At 61.5% G+C, this 15,674-nt stretch carries 16 protein-coding genes and 1 pseudogene; 10 read left to right on the top strand and 7 right to left on the bottom strand.

The window, feature by feature from the left end:
* Nucleotides 1-4 precede the first annotated feature (4 nt).
* From ABS45_RS03960 to ABS45_RS03935, 6 genes are all read right to left on the bottom strand, one after another.
* A complete protein-coding gene (locus ABS45_RS03960; protein ID WP_291553236.1) occupies nucleotides 5-2,071 on the bottom strand; it encodes an EAL domain-containing protein in 2,067 nt (688 codons plus the stop codon).
* Between the two features lie 2 nt (nucleotides 2,072-2,073).
* Nucleotides 2,074-3,453, bottom strand: a complete 1,380-nt coding sequence (locus tag ABS45_RS03955) for a PAS domain S-box protein (RefSeq protein WP_291553232.1) — start codon at nucleotides 3,451-3,453, stop codon at nucleotides 2,074-2,076.
* A gap of 149 nt (nucleotides 3,454-3,602) precedes the next feature.
* A complete protein-coding gene (locus tag ABS45_RS03950) occupies nucleotides 3,603-4,271 on the bottom strand; it encodes a ProQ/FinO family protein (protein ID WP_291553231.1) in 669 nt (222 codons plus the stop codon).
* Between the two features lie 81 nt (nucleotides 4,272-4,352).
* Nucleotides 4,353-5,657: an ammonium transporter gene (gene amt / locus ABS45_RS03945; RefSeq protein ID WP_291553230.1), complete on the bottom strand. Its 1,305-nt coding sequence runs from the start codon at nucleotides 5,655-5,657 to the stop codon at nucleotides 4,353-4,355.
* A gap of 22 nt (nucleotides 5,658-5,679) precedes the next feature.
* The gene (locus tag ABS45_RS03940; protein ID WP_291553227.1) at nucleotides 5,680-6,018 is read right to left on the bottom strand and encodes a P-II family nitrogen regulator; all 339 of its coding nucleotides are present in this window, start codon (nucleotides 6,016-6,018) and stop codon (nucleotides 5,680-5,682) included.
* 21 nt (nucleotides 6,019-6,039) lie between these two features.
* Nucleotides 6,040-6,771, bottom strand: coding sequence for a TorF family putative porin (locus ABS45_RS03935; RefSeq protein ID WP_291553225.1), 732 nt, complete (start codon nucleotides 6,769-6,771; stop codon nucleotides 6,040-6,042).
* A gap of 133 nt (nucleotides 6,772-6,904) precedes the next feature.
* Here ABS45_RS03935 and ABS45_RS03930 point away from each other — a divergent pair, with 133 nt between their 5' ends.
* The gene (locus ABS45_RS03930; protein ID WP_291553223.1) at nucleotides 6,905-8,440 is read left to right on the top strand and encodes a YifB family Mg chelatase-like AAA ATPase; all 1,536 of its coding nucleotides are present in this window, start codon (nucleotides 6,905-6,907) and stop codon (nucleotides 8,438-8,440) included.
* Between the two features lie 200 nt (nucleotides 8,441-8,640).
* On the top strand, nucleotides 8,641-9,294 hold the full coding sequence (locus ABS45_RS03925; protein ID WP_291553221.1) for a glutathione S-transferase family protein: 654 nt from the start codon (nucleotides 8,641-8,643) through the stop codon (nucleotides 9,292-9,294).
* A 12-nt stretch (nucleotides 9,295-9,306) separates the two neighbouring features.
* On the opposite strand, the pseudogene ABS45_RS03920 reads toward ABS45_RS03925, so the two are convergent.
* A pseudogene (locus ABS45_RS03920) lies at nucleotides 9,307-10,332 on the bottom strand (integron integrase).
* Between the two features lie 139 nt (nucleotides 10,333-10,471).
* On the opposite strand from ABS45_RS03920, the gene ABS45_RS03915 reads away from it, so the two are divergent.
* The 8 genes from ABS45_RS03915 to ABS45_RS03885 all read left to right on the top strand — a co-directional run bounded on the left by ABS45_RS03915 (nucleotide 10,472) and on the right by ABS45_RS03885 (nucleotide 15,224).
* On the top strand, nucleotides 10,472-10,738 hold the full coding sequence (locus ABS45_RS03915; RefSeq protein ID WP_291553219.1) for a hypothetical protein: 267 nt from the start codon (nucleotides 10,472-10,474) through the stop codon (nucleotides 10,736-10,738).
* Nucleotides 10,735-11,232, top strand: coding sequence for a hypothetical protein (locus ABS45_RS03910; RefSeq protein ID WP_291553216.1), 498 nt, complete (start codon nucleotides 10,735-10,737; stop codon nucleotides 11,230-11,232). Before ABS45_RS03915 ends, ABS45_RS03910 begins: the two co-directional genes overlap by 4 nt.
* A gap of 29 nt (nucleotides 11,233-11,261) precedes the next feature.
* Nucleotides 11,262-11,846 carry a DUF6338 family protein gene (locus ABS45_RS03905; RefSeq protein ID WP_291553213.1) on the top strand — a complete coding sequence of 195 codons (585 nt, stop codon included), beginning with the start codon at nucleotides 11,262-11,264 and terminating at the stop codon, nucleotides 11,844-11,846.
* A 4-nt stretch (nucleotides 11,847-11,850) separates the two neighbouring features.
* Entirely contained in the window at nucleotides 11,851-12,024 is a 174-nt protein-coding gene (locus ABS45_RS03900; protein WP_291553211.1) for a hypothetical protein, read from the top strand.
* Nucleotides 12,021-12,083, top strand: a complete 63-nt coding sequence (locus tag ABS45_RS17620) for a DUF1010 domain-containing protein (RefSeq protein ID WP_366246622.1) — start codon at nucleotides 12,021-12,023, stop codon at nucleotides 12,081-12,083. Before ABS45_RS03900 ends, ABS45_RS17620 begins: the two co-directional genes overlap by 4 nt.
* A gap of 20 nt (nucleotides 12,084-12,103) precedes the next feature.
* On the top strand, nucleotides 12,104-12,691 hold the full coding sequence (locus ABS45_RS03895) for a hypothetical protein (protein WP_291553208.1): 588 nt from the start codon (nucleotides 12,104-12,106) through the stop codon (nucleotides 12,689-12,691).
* Nucleotides 12,692-12,763: 72 nt separating this feature from the next.
* The gene (locus ABS45_RS03890; RefSeq protein WP_291553205.1) at nucleotides 12,764-13,600 is read left to right on the top strand and encodes a DUF4062 domain-containing protein; all 837 of its coding nucleotides are present in this window, start codon (nucleotides 12,764-12,766) and stop codon (nucleotides 13,598-13,600) included.
* 88 nt (nucleotides 13,601-13,688) lie between these two features.
* On the top strand, nucleotides 13,689-15,224 hold the full coding sequence (locus tag ABS45_RS03885) for an ATP-binding protein (RefSeq protein WP_291553202.1): 1,536 nt from the start codon (nucleotides 13,689-13,691) through the stop codon (nucleotides 15,222-15,224).
* Nucleotides 15,225-15,674: the final 450 nt, after the last annotated feature.

Raw genomic sequence — 15,674 nt, 5'->3', positions numbered from 1 at the left:
TGCGCTAACCGCGTTCGGCGATGAACCGCTGCAAATCCTGCAGCAGCATGGGTCGGGCGAGCCAGTAACCCTGGATGTGATTGCAGCCCAAACCGCGCAGGACGCGGGCCTGCTCTTCGGTTTCCACCCCCTCGGCGGTGGTCTTGATGCCCAGCGCATGCGCCATCGCCACCACCGCCTCGATGATGGTCTGGTCTTCGCTGCCCGCGCGCAGATTGCGCACGAACGAGGCATCGATCTTGAGCACGTCGATGTCAAAGCGTTTGAGATAGGCCAGCGACGAAAAACCCGTGCCGAAATCATCGAGCGCCACCAGAATTCCGTGCTCGTGAAACTCCGTCAGCGTCTTGCGCACCTGCTCGGAGTTTTCCACCAGCGTGCTTTCGGTGATTTCCATGCACAGCGCACCCAGCGTCAGGCGGTTGGACTGCATCAACGCCAGCCAGCGCTGCGCGCCGTAGTTCGGGTGGGTCAACTGCCGGCCCGAGACATTCACGTTGATCCGTACCCAGCGGCCGTGGCGGGCATGCAGCGCCGCCGCCGCCTGCGCCGCCTGCTCCAGCACCCAGTCACCAATCGCATGGATCAGGCCTGATTCCTCGGCCAGCGGAATGAACTCGGCCGGGCTCAGCATGCCCAGGTCGGCATGGCGCCAGCGCAACAGCGCTTCGGCACCCAGGATGGCGCCGGTCTGCGCCTCGCACACGGGCTGAAAATGCAGCAGCAGCTCCTGGCGCTCCAGCGCCTGGTGCAGGTCGCGCAGCAGTAGGGCGCGCCGGTTGAGCTGCGCCCGCATCTGGGCGCTGAAGCGCGTGCTGCGGTTGCGCCCCTGCGCCTTGGCGCTGTACATGGCCTGGTTGGCAAACTGCAGCAACTCGCTGCTGTCGCGGGTGTCCTGCGGGTACAGCGCAATGCCGGCGCTGGCATGCATATGCCACTGCGTCTCACCCATGGGCAGCGGCTCGGCCAGCAAACGCTGGATCTCTTCGGCCAGCCGCATGACCCTGGCATCGTCGCGCGCATCCAGCGCAACGACTCCAAACTCGTCGCCCCCCAACCGCGCAACGGTGTCGCCAGGATGCAGACAACCCTGGATGCGGGCTGCCGTCTTTTGCAGCAGCTCGTCGCCACGGACATGGCCCAGGCTGTCGTTGACTTCCTTGAAATCGTCGAGATTGAACAGCAGCAGCGCCACGGCGCCGCCGCTGGCGTCGGCCGCCTCGCACGCGGCTTGCAGCTGCTGGCGGAACATCGTGCGGTTCGCCAGGCCGGTAAGCGCGTCAAAGTGCGCCTGGCGCCAGATCACATCGGCCTGGCGCTTTTTCTCGGTGACATCCTTGAGCACCACGGTGGTGCCGATCTCGTACTGCGTCTGATCCTCGATCGGCGTGACGGTGACTTCAACGTACACATCCTTGCCATGCCGGTTGTTGAAGATGCAGGTATAGCCATCGGGCAGGGTACGACCTATCTGCACCGTCTGGCGGTCTTGCGCATCCACCAGTCGCACGACATCGTCCACCGGCTGGCCAAAGCAGCGCAGGCGCTCGCAATCGAGCAGCGCTTCGGCGCTCAGGTTCATGAAGTCCACGCGCCCTTCCTCGTTCACCACCACCACGCAATCGTTGATGCTGGCGAGAATCGCCTCATGGGTGATGTGGCTCTCGCGCAGGCTCTTCTCCACCTGATGGCGGTGCAGCGCCACGCGCAGCGCCATGGCGAGATCGCCCTCGCGGTAGGGTTTGACGACATAGCCAAACTGCGCGTTGATCTGCGCGCGCTTCAAGGTCTCGCCATCAGAATGTGCGGTGGCGAAAATGATGGGTGTATTGCGGGCGGCATAAATCTGCTGCGCCGCTTCGATGCCGGTCATCGCCCCCTTGAGGCGAATGTCCATCAGCACCACATCCGGCGCGAACCGCTCGGCCATCGCGATCGCATCGGCGCCGGTATCGGCAATCCCCACCACCCGATAGCCCAGACGCTGCAGGCGATCGGCGGTCTCCTCGGCGATCAGCGCCTCATCCTCGACGACCAGCACTGAAGGCGGCGACTCGCTTTGTGGCTGCATAGTCAAGTCTCCGTCGATTTTTCGGGCAGTAGCAGCGTCAGCACCACACGCGTGCCAGGGCTGGCCTGCAGGAATTGCACCTCGCCGCCCAACTGGCGGATGAGCGAACGAATCAAGCGTTTGCCCAGCGAGGTGCCGCTGTTCAGGTCAAAGTCGGGCGGCAGGCCCTGGCCATTGTCGCGGACTTCCAGCACCAGCGTCTGCCCCGCAGCGCGGCGCAGCGCCAGATGCAGCTCGCCCTTGCGACCCTGCGGCAAGCCGTGCTTGAGGGCGTTGGTCACCAGTTCGTTCAGGATCAGACCGCAAGGCACGGCGGTATCGATGGGGAGCAGCACCGGTTCAAGCTCGGTGAACAGGCGCACCTGATCGGCCGAAAGGCTGTAGCTGCCTATGAGCTGGGTGCTCAGGTTGGTAACGTATTCGGCAAAATCCACCGCGGCCAGGTCACGGCTGTACAGGCTTTCGTGCACCATGGCCATGGAGCGAACGCGGTCCTGGCTCTGGCGCAGAATGGTTTTCATCCCCTCGTCATCCAGGTTCGCCGCCTGCAGCGAGAACAGGCTGGAGATGACCGCCAGGTTGTTCTTGACCCGGTGGTGGATTTCCTTGAGCAGGGTCTCCTTCTCCTTGAGCGATTCGAGCATCACCTGCTCTGCGTGCTTGCGGTTGCTGACGTCGCGGATGGTGCTGACGATGAGCGTGCCTTCGGCAGTCTTGAGGGGGCTCAGGCTGATTTCGACCGGAAACTCGCTGCCGTCCTGGCGCATCGCAAACAAATCCAGGTCGGCCCCCATGGGCCGCACGCGCGGGTTGCTGTGGTAACCGCCGCGGTAGGACGGGTGCTGCGCGCGATAGCGCTGCGGAATGAGTTTTTCGATGGGCTGGTCAAACAGCTCCTGGCGCGGAAAGCCAAACAGTTTTTCGGTCTGCGAATTGACCAGCCGGATCACCCCCTTGCCATCGACGATGACCATGGCATCCGGTGCCGATTCCAGCAGATCGCGCATGAGTTTTTCGCTCTGCTTGCGCTCGGTCACATCGCGTGCCACGCACAACGTGAGCCGCGTGCCGTCTTCCGTCTGCAGCGGACTGAGCATGATGTCCACCGCAAATTCACTGCCATCCTTGCGCCGGCCAAACAACTCCAGCCCCGCGCCCATGGGGCGTGCATGCGGCTCTGCCACGTAGCCATCGCGCAACTGGGCATGGCCGGAGACAAAGCGCTGCGGTATCAGCACCTCGATCGCCCGGTTGACCAGCTCGTCGGCCTCATAGCCAAAAAGCGCATTGGCACGGGCATTGGCGCGCACGATCCGGCCATCGTTGCCCACGACGAGCAGGCCATCGGGAGACAACTCGAAGGTCTGGCGGTAGAAATCCATGGCTCAGGCCGCTTGCGCCGCAATGGCGACGATGGTGGTGGAATACCGATGCAAGCAAAAAAGATACCACAAGTAACACTTCCGAGAGGCGCCGCCAGCGCCGCGCTCGAGCCGTGCCCTGTTTTGGTACAGCGGCCAGCCAGCCTGGCTCAGTCGGCAGTCTGCGCAGCGCTGGTCTGCAACTGCCGCGCACGCGCCAGCGCCCGCTGCACTTCGGGCAGCGCCAGGCCGTACATCCCGGCGAAGGCGGGCAGATCGGCCGTACCCGATTCGAACGCGCGCAGCAGCGCCTCGGCGCGGGCATCCTGCGCCGCCGCGTCAGCCAGGGCGGCATCGAGCTGCGCGTTGGCGGCTTCATCGCGCCCGCGCACCCGCTCGGCGTAGGCCTGGCGGCTCAATCCCGAGGCCTGGTAGGCGCGCACGATGCGCTGGCGTAACTCGGCGGACAAATCCTCCTGCGTGCGCTGCTGGCGGCGGCGGAACACCTGCAGCAAGGCGTGGTGCACATGCTCGGGCGCCACCGGCTCCACCGCCTTGCCCTGCAGATCGTGGCGCGGCTGGCCGCTGGCCACCGCCGCCAGATAGCGCGTGCTGCGCGCGTGCCAGGCCAGCGCCTGCTTGAGCTCGGCCGGGTCCAGCGCATGGGCCGCCACCAGGTCTTCGAAGATGCCGCGCTTGAGCGGCAGCAGATGCCTGCCGAAAAGGCGCGGATACCACTGGGCCAGCTGATCCAGCAAGGGCGGATGCGCAGGGCGGGCCTTCCGCGCAGCGGCAGATTCGGTAGTCGGCGGGGTGGGCGGGATGGGCACAGCGGTCATCGAAGGCAAAAATTGGGCGCAAGTGTACGGGCGCCCAATCCCATTCTCCGCCCGTGCATCGGTGCTGCCCATCCACGCGGCTTAGCGGTTGTACGCCGTCTCCCCGTGGTAGCTGATGTCCAGGCCCTGGCGCTCGGCCTCCTCGGAGACGCGCAGGCCCACCAGCAGGTCGGCGATCTTGTAGGCCACGAAGGACACCACGCCGGACCAAACGATGGTGAACAGCACGCTCTTGACCTGTATCCACAGCTGCACGCCCATGCTGAATGTGTCGGGAGTCAGGCCCCCGGTGCCACCCAGGCCCTGGGCCGCGAACACGCCGGTGAGGATGGCGCCGACGATGCCGCCCAGGCCATGCACGCCGAACACGTCGAAGGCGTCGTCCACCTTGAGCATGCGCTTCAAGCCGCCCACGCCCCACAGGCAGACCAGGCCGGAGACCAGGCCGATGGCGATGGCGCCCATGGGCCCGACAAAGCCGGCCGCCGGCGTGACCGCCACCAGGCCGGCGACGGCGCCCGAGGCCGCGCCCAGCATCGATGCCTTGCCCTTGTGCACGGCCTCGCCCGCGCTCCACGACAGCGTGGCGGCGGCGGTGGCGAGCACGGTGTTGACGAAGGCTAGGCCGGCGACGGCGTTGGCGGCGCCGGCCGAGCCGGCGTTGAAGCCGAACCAGCCCACCCACAGCAGCGACGCGCCCACCATGGTCAGCGTCAACGAGTGCGGCGTGAACGCCTCGCGGCCAAAGCCTATGCGCTTGCCCACCATGGTGGCGCCCACCAGGCCGGCAATGCCGGCGTTGATGTGCACCACGGTGCCGCCGGCGAAGTCCAGCGCGCCGTCCGCCGCCAGCAGACCACCACCCCAGACGATATGCGCCATGGGCACGTAGCTGAAGCTGAACCACAGCACGGCAAAGATCAGCACGGCGGAGAACTTGATGCGCTCGGCGAACGAGCCCACGATCAGCGCCACGGTGATGGCCGCGAACGTGCCCTGGAAGGCGAAGAACACGTATTCGGGGATGGTGGTCAGTGCGCCAAAACTCTCCAGGCCCACGCCCTTGAGGAACATCTTGGACAGGTCGCCCACGAACTTGCCCTCGCCCGAGAACGCCAGGCTGTAGCCGTAGATGGCCCACAGCAGCGAGCACAGGGCAAAGATCACGAACACCTGCACCAGCACCGACAGCATGTTCTTGGCCCGCCCCAGGCCGCCGTAGAACAGTGCCAGGCCGGGGATGGTCATCAGGATCACCAGCAGCGTCGAGGTCAGCATCCAGGCCGTGTCGCCCGAATCGATGCGCGGTGCGGCCGGCGCCTGGGCGCATGCGGCGCCGGCCAATAGGCACAGGCCTGGCACCAGGAAAGCGTGTACTTTTCTCATGATGGGTCTCCGTCGCCTACGGTTACAGGGCCTGCACGCCGGTCTCGCCGGTGCGTATGCGCACCACCTGCTCCAGCGCGGCCACGAAGATCTTGCCGTCGCCGATCTTGCCGGTGCGCGCCGCGCCCTCTATGGCCTCGATGGCGCGCTCGACCAGGGCGTCGGCAATCGCCGCCTCGATCTTCACCTTGGGCAGAAAATCGACCACATACTCGGCGCCGCGGTACAGCTCGGTATGGCCCTTCTGGCGGCCAAAGCCCTTGACCTCGGTGACGGTGATGCCCTGCACGCCGATGTCCGACAGCGCCTCGCGCACCTCGTCGAGCTTGAAGGGTTTGATGATGGCGGTGATCATTTTCATGATGGCGTTCTTGGTGTTGCGTCAGAGGGTCTTGGTGAGCGTGACGATCAGGCGCGCCTTGTTCGCGTCGCCGAAATAGCCCTTTTGGTTTGCGCCGGCCACGGCCGCCGACAGCGACAGGCCGCCGCCGAAGTCATAGGCGCCGCCCACGCTGTAATCAACGTAGTTGGGCACGCCCAGATCCTGGATGTCACCGGCAAAGCGCGTGGTGCCGACGGCGACCTTGAGCGTGAGGCCGGGCGCCACCTCCGTGGCGAAGGCCAGGTTCAGGTAGCCCGTGTTGCGCCCGCGCAGGCCGGAAGTCTTGGCGCCGGCCCAGCCGAAATAGTCCCTGGAGACGGTATGCGAGTACTTGGCCGTCAACGGGCCATAAGTCGCCGCGCCGTACAGCTCGGTGGTGTTGCCGCCGGTGTTGCCGGGATAGAGGTAGGTGAGCACGCCGACATCCATATCCACGGCGCCGAGCCTGAATTTGTAGCCGCCGTAGAGATCGGTTTCAATCGCGTTGCCCGGCAGCCAGTTCACGCTCGAGTTCCAGTTGCCGACATAAAAACCGCTGTCGCCAAAGACGTAGTCAAAGCCGCCCTGGATCGCCGGGCTCAGCGCCCTGATGCGATGCACATCCTGATCCTGGCCGCGGAACTTGTAGTTGCTGGTCAGCGACACGTTGGCGCTTAACTGGGCGCTGGCCAGTGCGGGGAAAGCGGCGATGGCGAGGGCCAGGCTCAGGGCCTTCAGGGATGTGCGGGTCATGGTTCCTCCGGTGGTTTGAAGATCGTCAGACTCGCTACCGCACGAACCATGCCAGTCGCTCACAGGTACATTTGCCAGCCAATCCGCATGTTTGCGAGGGGTGCAGCGCACCAGATTGGGGAGGGTTCACGCGATGAGTCTCGCTTTGGTGCAAAGCCGCGCGCTGCTGGGTCTGGCTGCGCCGGCCGTGACGGTGGAGGTGCATCTGGCGAACGGGCTGCCTTCGTTCACGCTCGTCGGTCTGGCCGATGTGGAGGTCAAGGAGGCGCGCGAGCGCGTGCGCGCCGCGCTGCAAAACAGCGGGTTGGAGTTCCCGTCGAACAAGCGCATCACCGTCAACCTCGCGCCCGCCGATCTGCCCAAGGATTCGGGGCGCTTTGACCTGCCGATCGCACTCGGTCTGCTCGCCGCCAGCGGGCAGATCGATGCCGCGCAGCTCACCGGCTGGGAGTTTGCGGGCGAGCTTTCGCTCTCGGGCGGCCTGCGATCGGTGCGTGGCGCGCTGGCGACGGCTTTGGCGCTGCGAACCCAGGGCGAGCAGGCGCGCATGGTGCTGCCCGCCGAGAGCGCGCGCGAGGCAGCACTGGTGCCCGATACCGCCATCTACGGCGCCGAGCATCTGCTGGACGTGGTGGCGCAGTTTCTGCCGCCCGCCAGCGGCGAGAGCACGGTGGCTCCCCTGCCAGGCTGGCAGCGCATCGAATCGGTCGCGCCGCGGCCCTCGGGCACTGCGCCGGATCTGGCCGACGTCAAAGGTCAGGCCGCCGCACGCCGCGCGCTGGAGATCGCCGCCGCCGGCGGCCACGGGCTACTGCTGGTGGGGCCGCCAGGCTCGGGCAAATCCATGCTGGCGCAGCGCTTTGCCGGCATCCTGCCACCGATGCAGGTCGAAGAAGCACTGGAGAGCGCAGCGATTGCCAGCCTTGCGGGGCGCTTTGCGCCTGAGCACTGGATGCAGCGCCCCACCGCCAGCCCGCACCACACCTGCAGCGCGGTGGCGCTCGTCGGTGGCGGCTCACCGCCGCGCCCCGGAGAAATTTCGCTTGCCCACCACGGCGTGCTCTTTCTCGATGAGTTTCCCGAGTTTGCCCGCAGCGCGCTGGAAGCATTGCGCGAGCCGCTGGAGAGCGGTCACATCACCATCGCCCGTGCGGCGCAGCGCGCGGTGTTCCCTGCGCAGTTCCAGCTGATTGCGGCGATGAACCCCTGCCCCTGCGGCTTCGCCGGATCGCGCCAGCGCGCCTGCCGCTGCACGCCCGAGCAGATCGCGCGCTACCAGGGCAAGCTCAGCGGCCCGCTGCTCGATCGCATCGATCTGCATGTGGAGGTGCCCCACATCCCTGCCGAAGAACTCTTGGGTGCCCCGCCGGGCGAGACCAGCGCCGCCGTGCGTGAGCGCGTGGCCGCCGCACGCGATCGCGCCATCACGCGCCAGGGCCAGCCCAACCAAACCCTCGCCGGCCAGGCGCTGCAAGACGCCGCGCGGCTGGACGATGCCGCCCACCGCTTTTTGCAAACCGCCGCCACGCGCCTGGCGTGGTCAGCCCGTGCCACGCACCGCGCGCTGAAGGTGGCGCGCACCATCGCTGACCTGGCGGGCTCCGAGCACATCACCGTCGCCCACGTGGGCGAGGCTATCCAATACCGCCGCGCGCTGTTGGCGAGGTAGGTACGCACACCTCGGCTTTTGACTCCCTCCCCCGCTGGGGGAGGGGGCCAGCGGGGGAAGGGGCTGTCTGCCCCGTGAAGCAGCGCCAAACGATGGCTTTGTTCCTGCCTCATCGAAAAGCAGGGGTGAGAGCCGCCCGCCGCCACCCCCAACACCACCGCCGCCACCAAGGTATCCACCCCCGCCGCAAAATCCCCCGCATGCTGCTCTTCGACGCCCTCAGCCCCGCCCCGCGCTGCCTGCGCATGTTCCTGCTTGAAAAAGGCCTCGTCCTGCCCACGCAGCAGATCGACGTGATGACGGGCGACAACCGCCGCCCGCCCTACCTCGCGCACAACCCGGCGGGCCAAACCCCCGCGCTGCTGCTGGACGATGGCAGCTGCATCGCCGAATCCATCGCGATCATGGAATACCTCGAAGAGCGCCACCCCGCGCTCACCCTCATCGGCAGCACGCCCGAAGAACGCGCGCAAACGCGCCAATGGCTGCGCCGCGTGGAACTGAACATCACCGAGCCCATCCACAACGCCTTCCACTGGGCCGAAGGCGCGGCGCGCTTTACCGGCCGCATCCCTGTCGAGCCCGAAGCCGCCCCCGGCCTCAAGCGCGTGGCGCAAGACCGCATCGCCTGGCTGGACGCGATGCTGCCCGCAGGCCAGTCGTGGCTGGCAGGCGAGCGCTTCACCATCGCCGACATCTGGCTTTACGTGTGGCTGGATTTCGCGGCATCGGTCAAGCAGCCGTTTGACCGCGCGCTGCCCCGCATCGGGCCGTGGTTCGATCGCGTCGCCGCGCGACCATCGGCGCAAGGCAGCTTGCATCCCGGTTGCCAGCCGGGCGGCGTGCGCGGGTAAGGCCCGCTGGCGCTACAGCGCATCCAGCGGGCTCAACACGCCCCGCCCGCCCTTGTTGAGCACATGCGTGTAGATCATCGTCGTGCTCACGTCCGCGTGCCCCAGCAGCTCTTGCACCGTGCGAATGTCGTAGCCCGATTGCAGCAAATGCGTGGCAAACGAATGGCGCAGCACGTGTGGCGAGACCGGCTTGGTCATCTGTGCCAGTTTCGCCGCCTCGCGCACCGCGCGTTGCACCGATTCGGGGTAGACGTGGTGGCGACGCTCCAGATGCTCGCCTGTGCGCGCATCCGGGCACGGGTCCACCCCGCGCACCGGTGAGGGGAACACCCACTGCCACGCCCAAGCCTGGTCCGCATTCGGATACTTCACCGCCAGCGCATGCGGCTAATACACCCGCCCCAGCCCCGTTTCCAAATCTTTCTCGTGCAGCGCCCGCGCCTTGCACAACTGCGCCTGCAACGGCTCAATCAGGTTTTCGGGCAGCACCGTCACCCTGTCCTTGTCACCCTTGCCCTCGCGGATCACGATCTCGCGCCGCGCGAATTCCACGTCCTTCACGCGCAGGCGCAGCGCCTCCATCAGCCGCATGCCCGTGCCGTAGAGCAACTGCGCGATCAGTCCCGTCGTGCCATCCATGTGCATCAACAGCAGCCGCACCTCGGCGGGCGTGAGCACCACCGGCAGCCGGCGCGGTCTTTTCGCCTGCACCACCTCATCGAGCCAGGGCAACTCGACGGCCAGCACCTGTCGGTAGAGGTAGAGGATTGCCGCCTTCGCCTGGTTCTGTGTGGAGGCCGACACCTGCCTATCCACCGCCAGATGGCTCAGGAATTCCTCCACTTCCCGTGCGCCCATCTCTTGCGGATGGCGCTTGTTGTGATACAGAATGAAACGGCGCACCCAATCCAGATAGGCCTGCTCGGTGCGGATGCTGTAGTGCCGAGTGCGCAGGTGAATGCGCATGCGCTCCAGCAGCTTGGGCGGCTTGGGGGCGGCCGTAGAGCCGTCGGGCGGAGGGAAGCTTGATGCATCCATCCGCAAAATTTTAGGTTTGCCTAAATGATCGAGAAATCCGGGTTTACGAGGGAATGGGCGGGTGTTGCGACATGTTATTGTTCAATAGGGCACTTGTTGAGTGCCGTCTAATTCCAGTTGTGCGTCATAGGGGGAGAAAATGAGCGTTCCAGAGTATTTGGAGTTGTTTTCTGGGCAGGGAGCGGGGCGGGTTCGCGTCCGGTTCCAGCAATACGACGGAAAAATAGCCAGTTTGGCATTCTCTCCAAGAGAGGCTCTTTCCCTTATCGCCCCTGAAAATGACACCTTTCATCAATATCTTCGGTTTGACGATTATTTATTTGAAGTGCTCAAGTATGAAATTGAGCCCAAAACTCAAACATTGACCATTGTTGCAGCCCCCAAGCAGAAGGGTAACTCCGCATGAGTACGCCCGGTCAATTGAATCAGGAGCGGTTGCTGCAACTGCGAAACCAATACTTGTCTCTTGTCCAACTTGAGGTTGAAGAGTTTGGAGTCAAGCCCACTGAAGTTCGCCATCTCATCGGAAGGCTCGGAGAGTTTGAGTGCGCGTTATTGGTTGGCGGCACTCTGTCGCACATTGCCAATCAGCACGGTTTTGATGTGGTTGCTGCTAATGGGCGAAAAATAAGTGTCAAAGTAACAGGTCAGAAATCCGGCTTTGTCGCCATTTCCAAGAGCACTCTTCATCATGCAGATGATTTGATGGTCATTCAGTATCAAAATGCGAGGCTTGAGGTTCTTTACTACGGTTGCATCAACAAAGCTGCCGAAGCCGCACGCTTTTATGCACCATCCGGCGCATATGAGCTTGAGCTTTCAAAAGCCCGTCAGTTGCAGCACGCCGCCCAACATAGCATTCAACCCGACGGCCCCGCCTCCGGCGGGTCCGCGGGTTAATTTTGGCGTTAGGTATCACAGGAGAAAAGATGGATATCTGGGGGGCAAACAAGCTCTTGCTTTTTATTGCTTTTGCAATACCGGGCTTTATAAGCCTAAAGTCCTACGAAGTACTTTGTCCATCTAGCGGCAAGAGCAGCTCCGATCGCCTCATTGATGTAGTAACTTATAGCTGCATCAACTATGCAATTTTATATCTGCCTATTCGATGGGTCGAAGTTTCTGATATACCCAAAAACTCCCCATTCTGCTACTATATTTTTTATCTTCTTGTATTAATCATTGCGCCTTTCATGTGGGCCTTGCTCTGGAAAAAAATCCGTACCTCGGAGTTTTTTCAAAAAAATGCGCCTCACCCCACAGAAAAACCTTGGGATTTCTTGTTTGAACAACGCAAGCCCTACTGGGTCAAAGTCACACTAAACAATGGAAAAATTATTGCAGGAAGATATGATTCAAGATCTTTCGCTTCAAGCGCGCCTGCAGATGAACAAATCTATCTAGAGGAGACTTGGATACTCGATGAACACGGAGCATTTTTAAGAAAAATCGATAGAACTTCAGGCACCTTAATACTTGCAAACAACATTAGTCACGTTGAACTAAGAGAGTAAGATCATGAGCAATGACAAAAAACCACTCAATGAAGGCTATCGTCCGGAGCGCATCGAAAGAGGCTATCAGCCTGCGAAGCCGCCTTCACAGCCCGAAGGCCCAAAGCCGCAAAGTGGATATCAGCCAACAACAGGGCATGGCACAAACCCAACAAATAATCCCCCTGGTCGCGAATGATATCTAACAGTTCGCTCAAGCCGACCCGCCTACAGCGGGCGGCTTACCTTATTCGTTAGGCATTCATTGGGGGTCTCGCATGCTGAAGCAACTCATTGATCAAGTTTGGTCAGGCGGCACTAGCCCGCAGGACTCTGAAATCTATGCACTTATCCACGACGAGCTGTCTTCTGGTGCAATGGACACCGGCCTCTGGACAAAGGCAACTGCTGTCTCTGATGGCAACACAGACAAGGCAAAATCTCGTTACATTGAGATGAGGGCGAATGTACTACGCAACGAACGAAAGCGGTTGCAGGAATTTGCGAAACAGGCCCAACGCCAACAGCTGGCCATTGAGAGGCAAAACGCTGAACGAGAAAGGAGATTCCAAGAGCTACAGTCACTGAGTCAAAGAGAGGCAGCGGTGCAGAATAAACTGTGGCTTCAGTTCACGTCTCCCGAGGCAAAAAAAGGGAAGCGAAAAAAACAAGTAAGGAACACATTGATTTTTGCAGTAGTTTCAGTGGGATCCTATCTATTGCTGGAAGAAGGCGGCGCCATACCCATAATAGTTTTTGGCTTTGGTGCATGGCTACTAAGCCTTGCCACCTATGGAAAGCAGGAACTTGAAGATGAACTCAAGAATGTCAGGCGCCGCATCAATGATCTTGGCGGGAATACCTAACAATTCATCCAAGCCGACGCCGCTTCGCGGTGCGGCTTAACTCAGGTGTTAGGCCTCACAAGATAAATCGATATGAGCTACTCCGCCGTCGTTTACAAAGTCATGATTGCGTCGCCCAGCGATGTATCCGCCGAGCGCAGCATCGTGCGAGAGGTTCTGTCCGAATGGAACGTAGTGAACTCCGACGCACGGAGACAAGTTCTCCTTCCGATTGGATGGGAAACACATTCCGTGCCAGAGATGGGCGATCGGCCTCAAGCCCTGATCAACAAACAAATACTGCACGACTGTGATCTTCTAATCGGCGTCTTCTGGACACGAATTGGAACTGCTACAGGCGAGTACGCAAGCGGTACGGTCGAAGAGATCGAACAACACATCAAGACGGGTCGCCCAACCATGCTCTACTTTTCAAGCGCACCCGTCTTGCCGGATAGCGTTGATGCGGATCAGTATCGTCGCCTGAAAGAGTTTAAGTTGAGTTGTCAGTCACGAGGCTTGTATGAACCATATGGTGATGTCCAAGATTTCCGCACAAAGCTGTATCGCCAACTTCAGCTGAAGGTCAATAGAGACGCTTACTTTCAAACAGCTGCCGATTCGACGGGCCCGCCTACTATTCGTGAGCTTGAACCTGGTCCAACCCTTTCAAAGGAAGCAGCATTCTTGCTCAAGGAATGTGTTGCTGATCCATCAGGTCAAGTGTTGCACCTCTCTCATCTCAGTGGCTATGTCTTACAGGTCCGTGGGAAGAACCTCATTGAAGACAATAATGATCGCTCACGGGCAATCTGGACTGCAGCTCTTGAAGAGCTTGAAAATGATGGCCTCTTAGCGGCGGTCGGCTCGAAGCGCAACATCTTCAAAGTTACTCGCAAGGGGTACGAAGTTGCCGACCAATTGCCGTGAGGCCCCTAACCAATCATTCCAGCGGACTGCCTGCGGCAGCCGCTGAATTCAAACGTTGGGCATCAGTCGAAGCGGAGCGAGCGTAGCAATGAAGAAATTTGACCTGAACATCGACCGGATGCTTGAAAACTGGGATGCATTCCATGCCATTCGGGAAATCATTGCCAACGCGCTCGACGAGCAGATATTGACTGGCACGCGGGAAATCGCCATCTCCCGCGACGGCGACGGCCAGTGGCGCATCAGGGACTTCGGCCGCGGCCTTCGGCACGAGCATTTCACGATGAACGAGAATCAGGAAAAGCTCGACCACCCCGGTCTCATCGGAAAGTTCGGCGTAGGATTGAAGGACGCTCTGGCCACATTCGACCGCTTGGGCATCGAGACCCGCATCCGCTCCAAGTTTTGCGATGTCTCCTTCGACCGCTCCGAGAAGCATGATTTCTCCGATGTCATCACACTGCACGCCTGCATCTCCGATCCATCCGATCCGGTATTCGTCGGAACCGAATTCATCCTGAAAGGTTGCTCTAATGAGGACATCGAGAAGGCGAAGCGGCTGTTCCTGCGGTTCTCCGGTGAGGAAAGCCTAGAAAAGACCCAATACGGAGAAGTCCTGCGGAAAGCTGGCAATGTCTCCTACATTTACATCAACGGCATTCGCGTCGCCGAAGAGGAGAATTTCCTGTTCTCCTACAACATCACTTCGCTGACGGCCGCTATTAAGAAGGCTCTCAATCGCGAAAGGACGAATGTCGGGAGGACCGCCTATTCCGACCGGGTGAAGTCCATCCTGCTCGCTTCCTCTTCGGAAGCAGTCGCCAAGGCTCTCGTCGACGACCTCGGAAACTTTGGGAGCGGCAAGCTGCACGACGAGATGAAATGGACGGATGTTTCCGTGCATGCCTCGAAGATCACCAACGCCTCGGGAAATGTCCTGTTCCTGACGGACGAGGAGATCATGAACGCCCCGCGTTTCGTCGAGGAGGCTCGGGCGAGCGGGCGGCAGATCATCACGATTCCCAGCACCGTTAAGGAGAAGCTGTCGGGACAAGTCGATAGGGAAGGCAACGCGATACAGGATTTGGGTAATTTCGTTTCCGAATGGAATGATTGCTTCGAGTTTAAGTTCGTCCCGCCCGAAAGGCTCGCGCAGGCCGAAAGAGCGGTGTTCGACATGACCGGAAGGATCGCTGATCTCGTCGGAGGGCTCCCTGCGAGGGTTCAATCGGTGAAGATTTCGGAGACGATGCGCCCCGAGACCGGAAGCTTCTCGGAAGCTCGGGGGCTTTGGACTGGCACGGAAATCATCGTCAAGCGTAGCGAACTCGATTCCATCGAGGCCTATGCCTCTACCCTGCTCCACGAGATCGCTCACGCCCGAAGCGGCGAAACCGACATCACCATCGGTTTCGAGCAAGAGTTGACCTCGCTTCTCGGGATGGTCGCGTCTAATGCGCTGTGCAGAGCTTCCGCCAACACCGAATTACCGCAAGAGCCGACAAAGGCTCGAATCCCTGAAATCCGGGTCGCATCACGGCAGCCGCAAGCAGCGAGCCGCGACCCCGCTCCCGCGAAGAAGGCGGGGTTCTGGGTTAGGTTGTTCGGCAAACCGCCAAGGTGACGTAATGATGCCCAACCCATCATTCCACCGGACCTGCGCAAAAAGCCGCGCAGGCCGGTGAATTCAGACGTTAAACCTCAGGTGGGAGAAGGTAAGTGGCATATCAGTTGCAGGTCTCTGCAAAAATCTTGAGTTGGCCTCGCCAATGCGCGTGCTGTGGGGGGGAGGCAAATGCGGAGCTTCGCGCAGCGGCGTCCCGAACGACAGGTAAAAGGGTCCAGCACACAACCACCTCGTGGTGGCATGTTCCTTACTGCAATTCCTGCCTGCACCACAAGTCACAGTACGACGAGGCGTCGAAATGGGCCGGGCGAGCTATCGCTGGTGGGCTTGCGGCTTGGGTTTTGATTGCCTGGCTTACGGGCAGCGGCTGGTTGTTGATGTCCCAGCAAGTGGTGTAAGTCTTTCACCGCGGCAAGACGCGTAGGGCGTAGCCCGAAGCGGCTTGCC

The sequence above is a fragment of the Comamonas sp. SCN 65-56 genome, from assembly GCF_001724135.1.
Taxonomy (GTDB): domain Bacteria; phylum Pseudomonadota; class Gammaproteobacteria; order Burkholderiales; family Burkholderiaceae_C; genus Comamonas_C.
The sequence above is the reverse complement of the archived record's forward strand: the minus strand, read 5'-3'. Positions and strand labels throughout refer to the sequence as shown.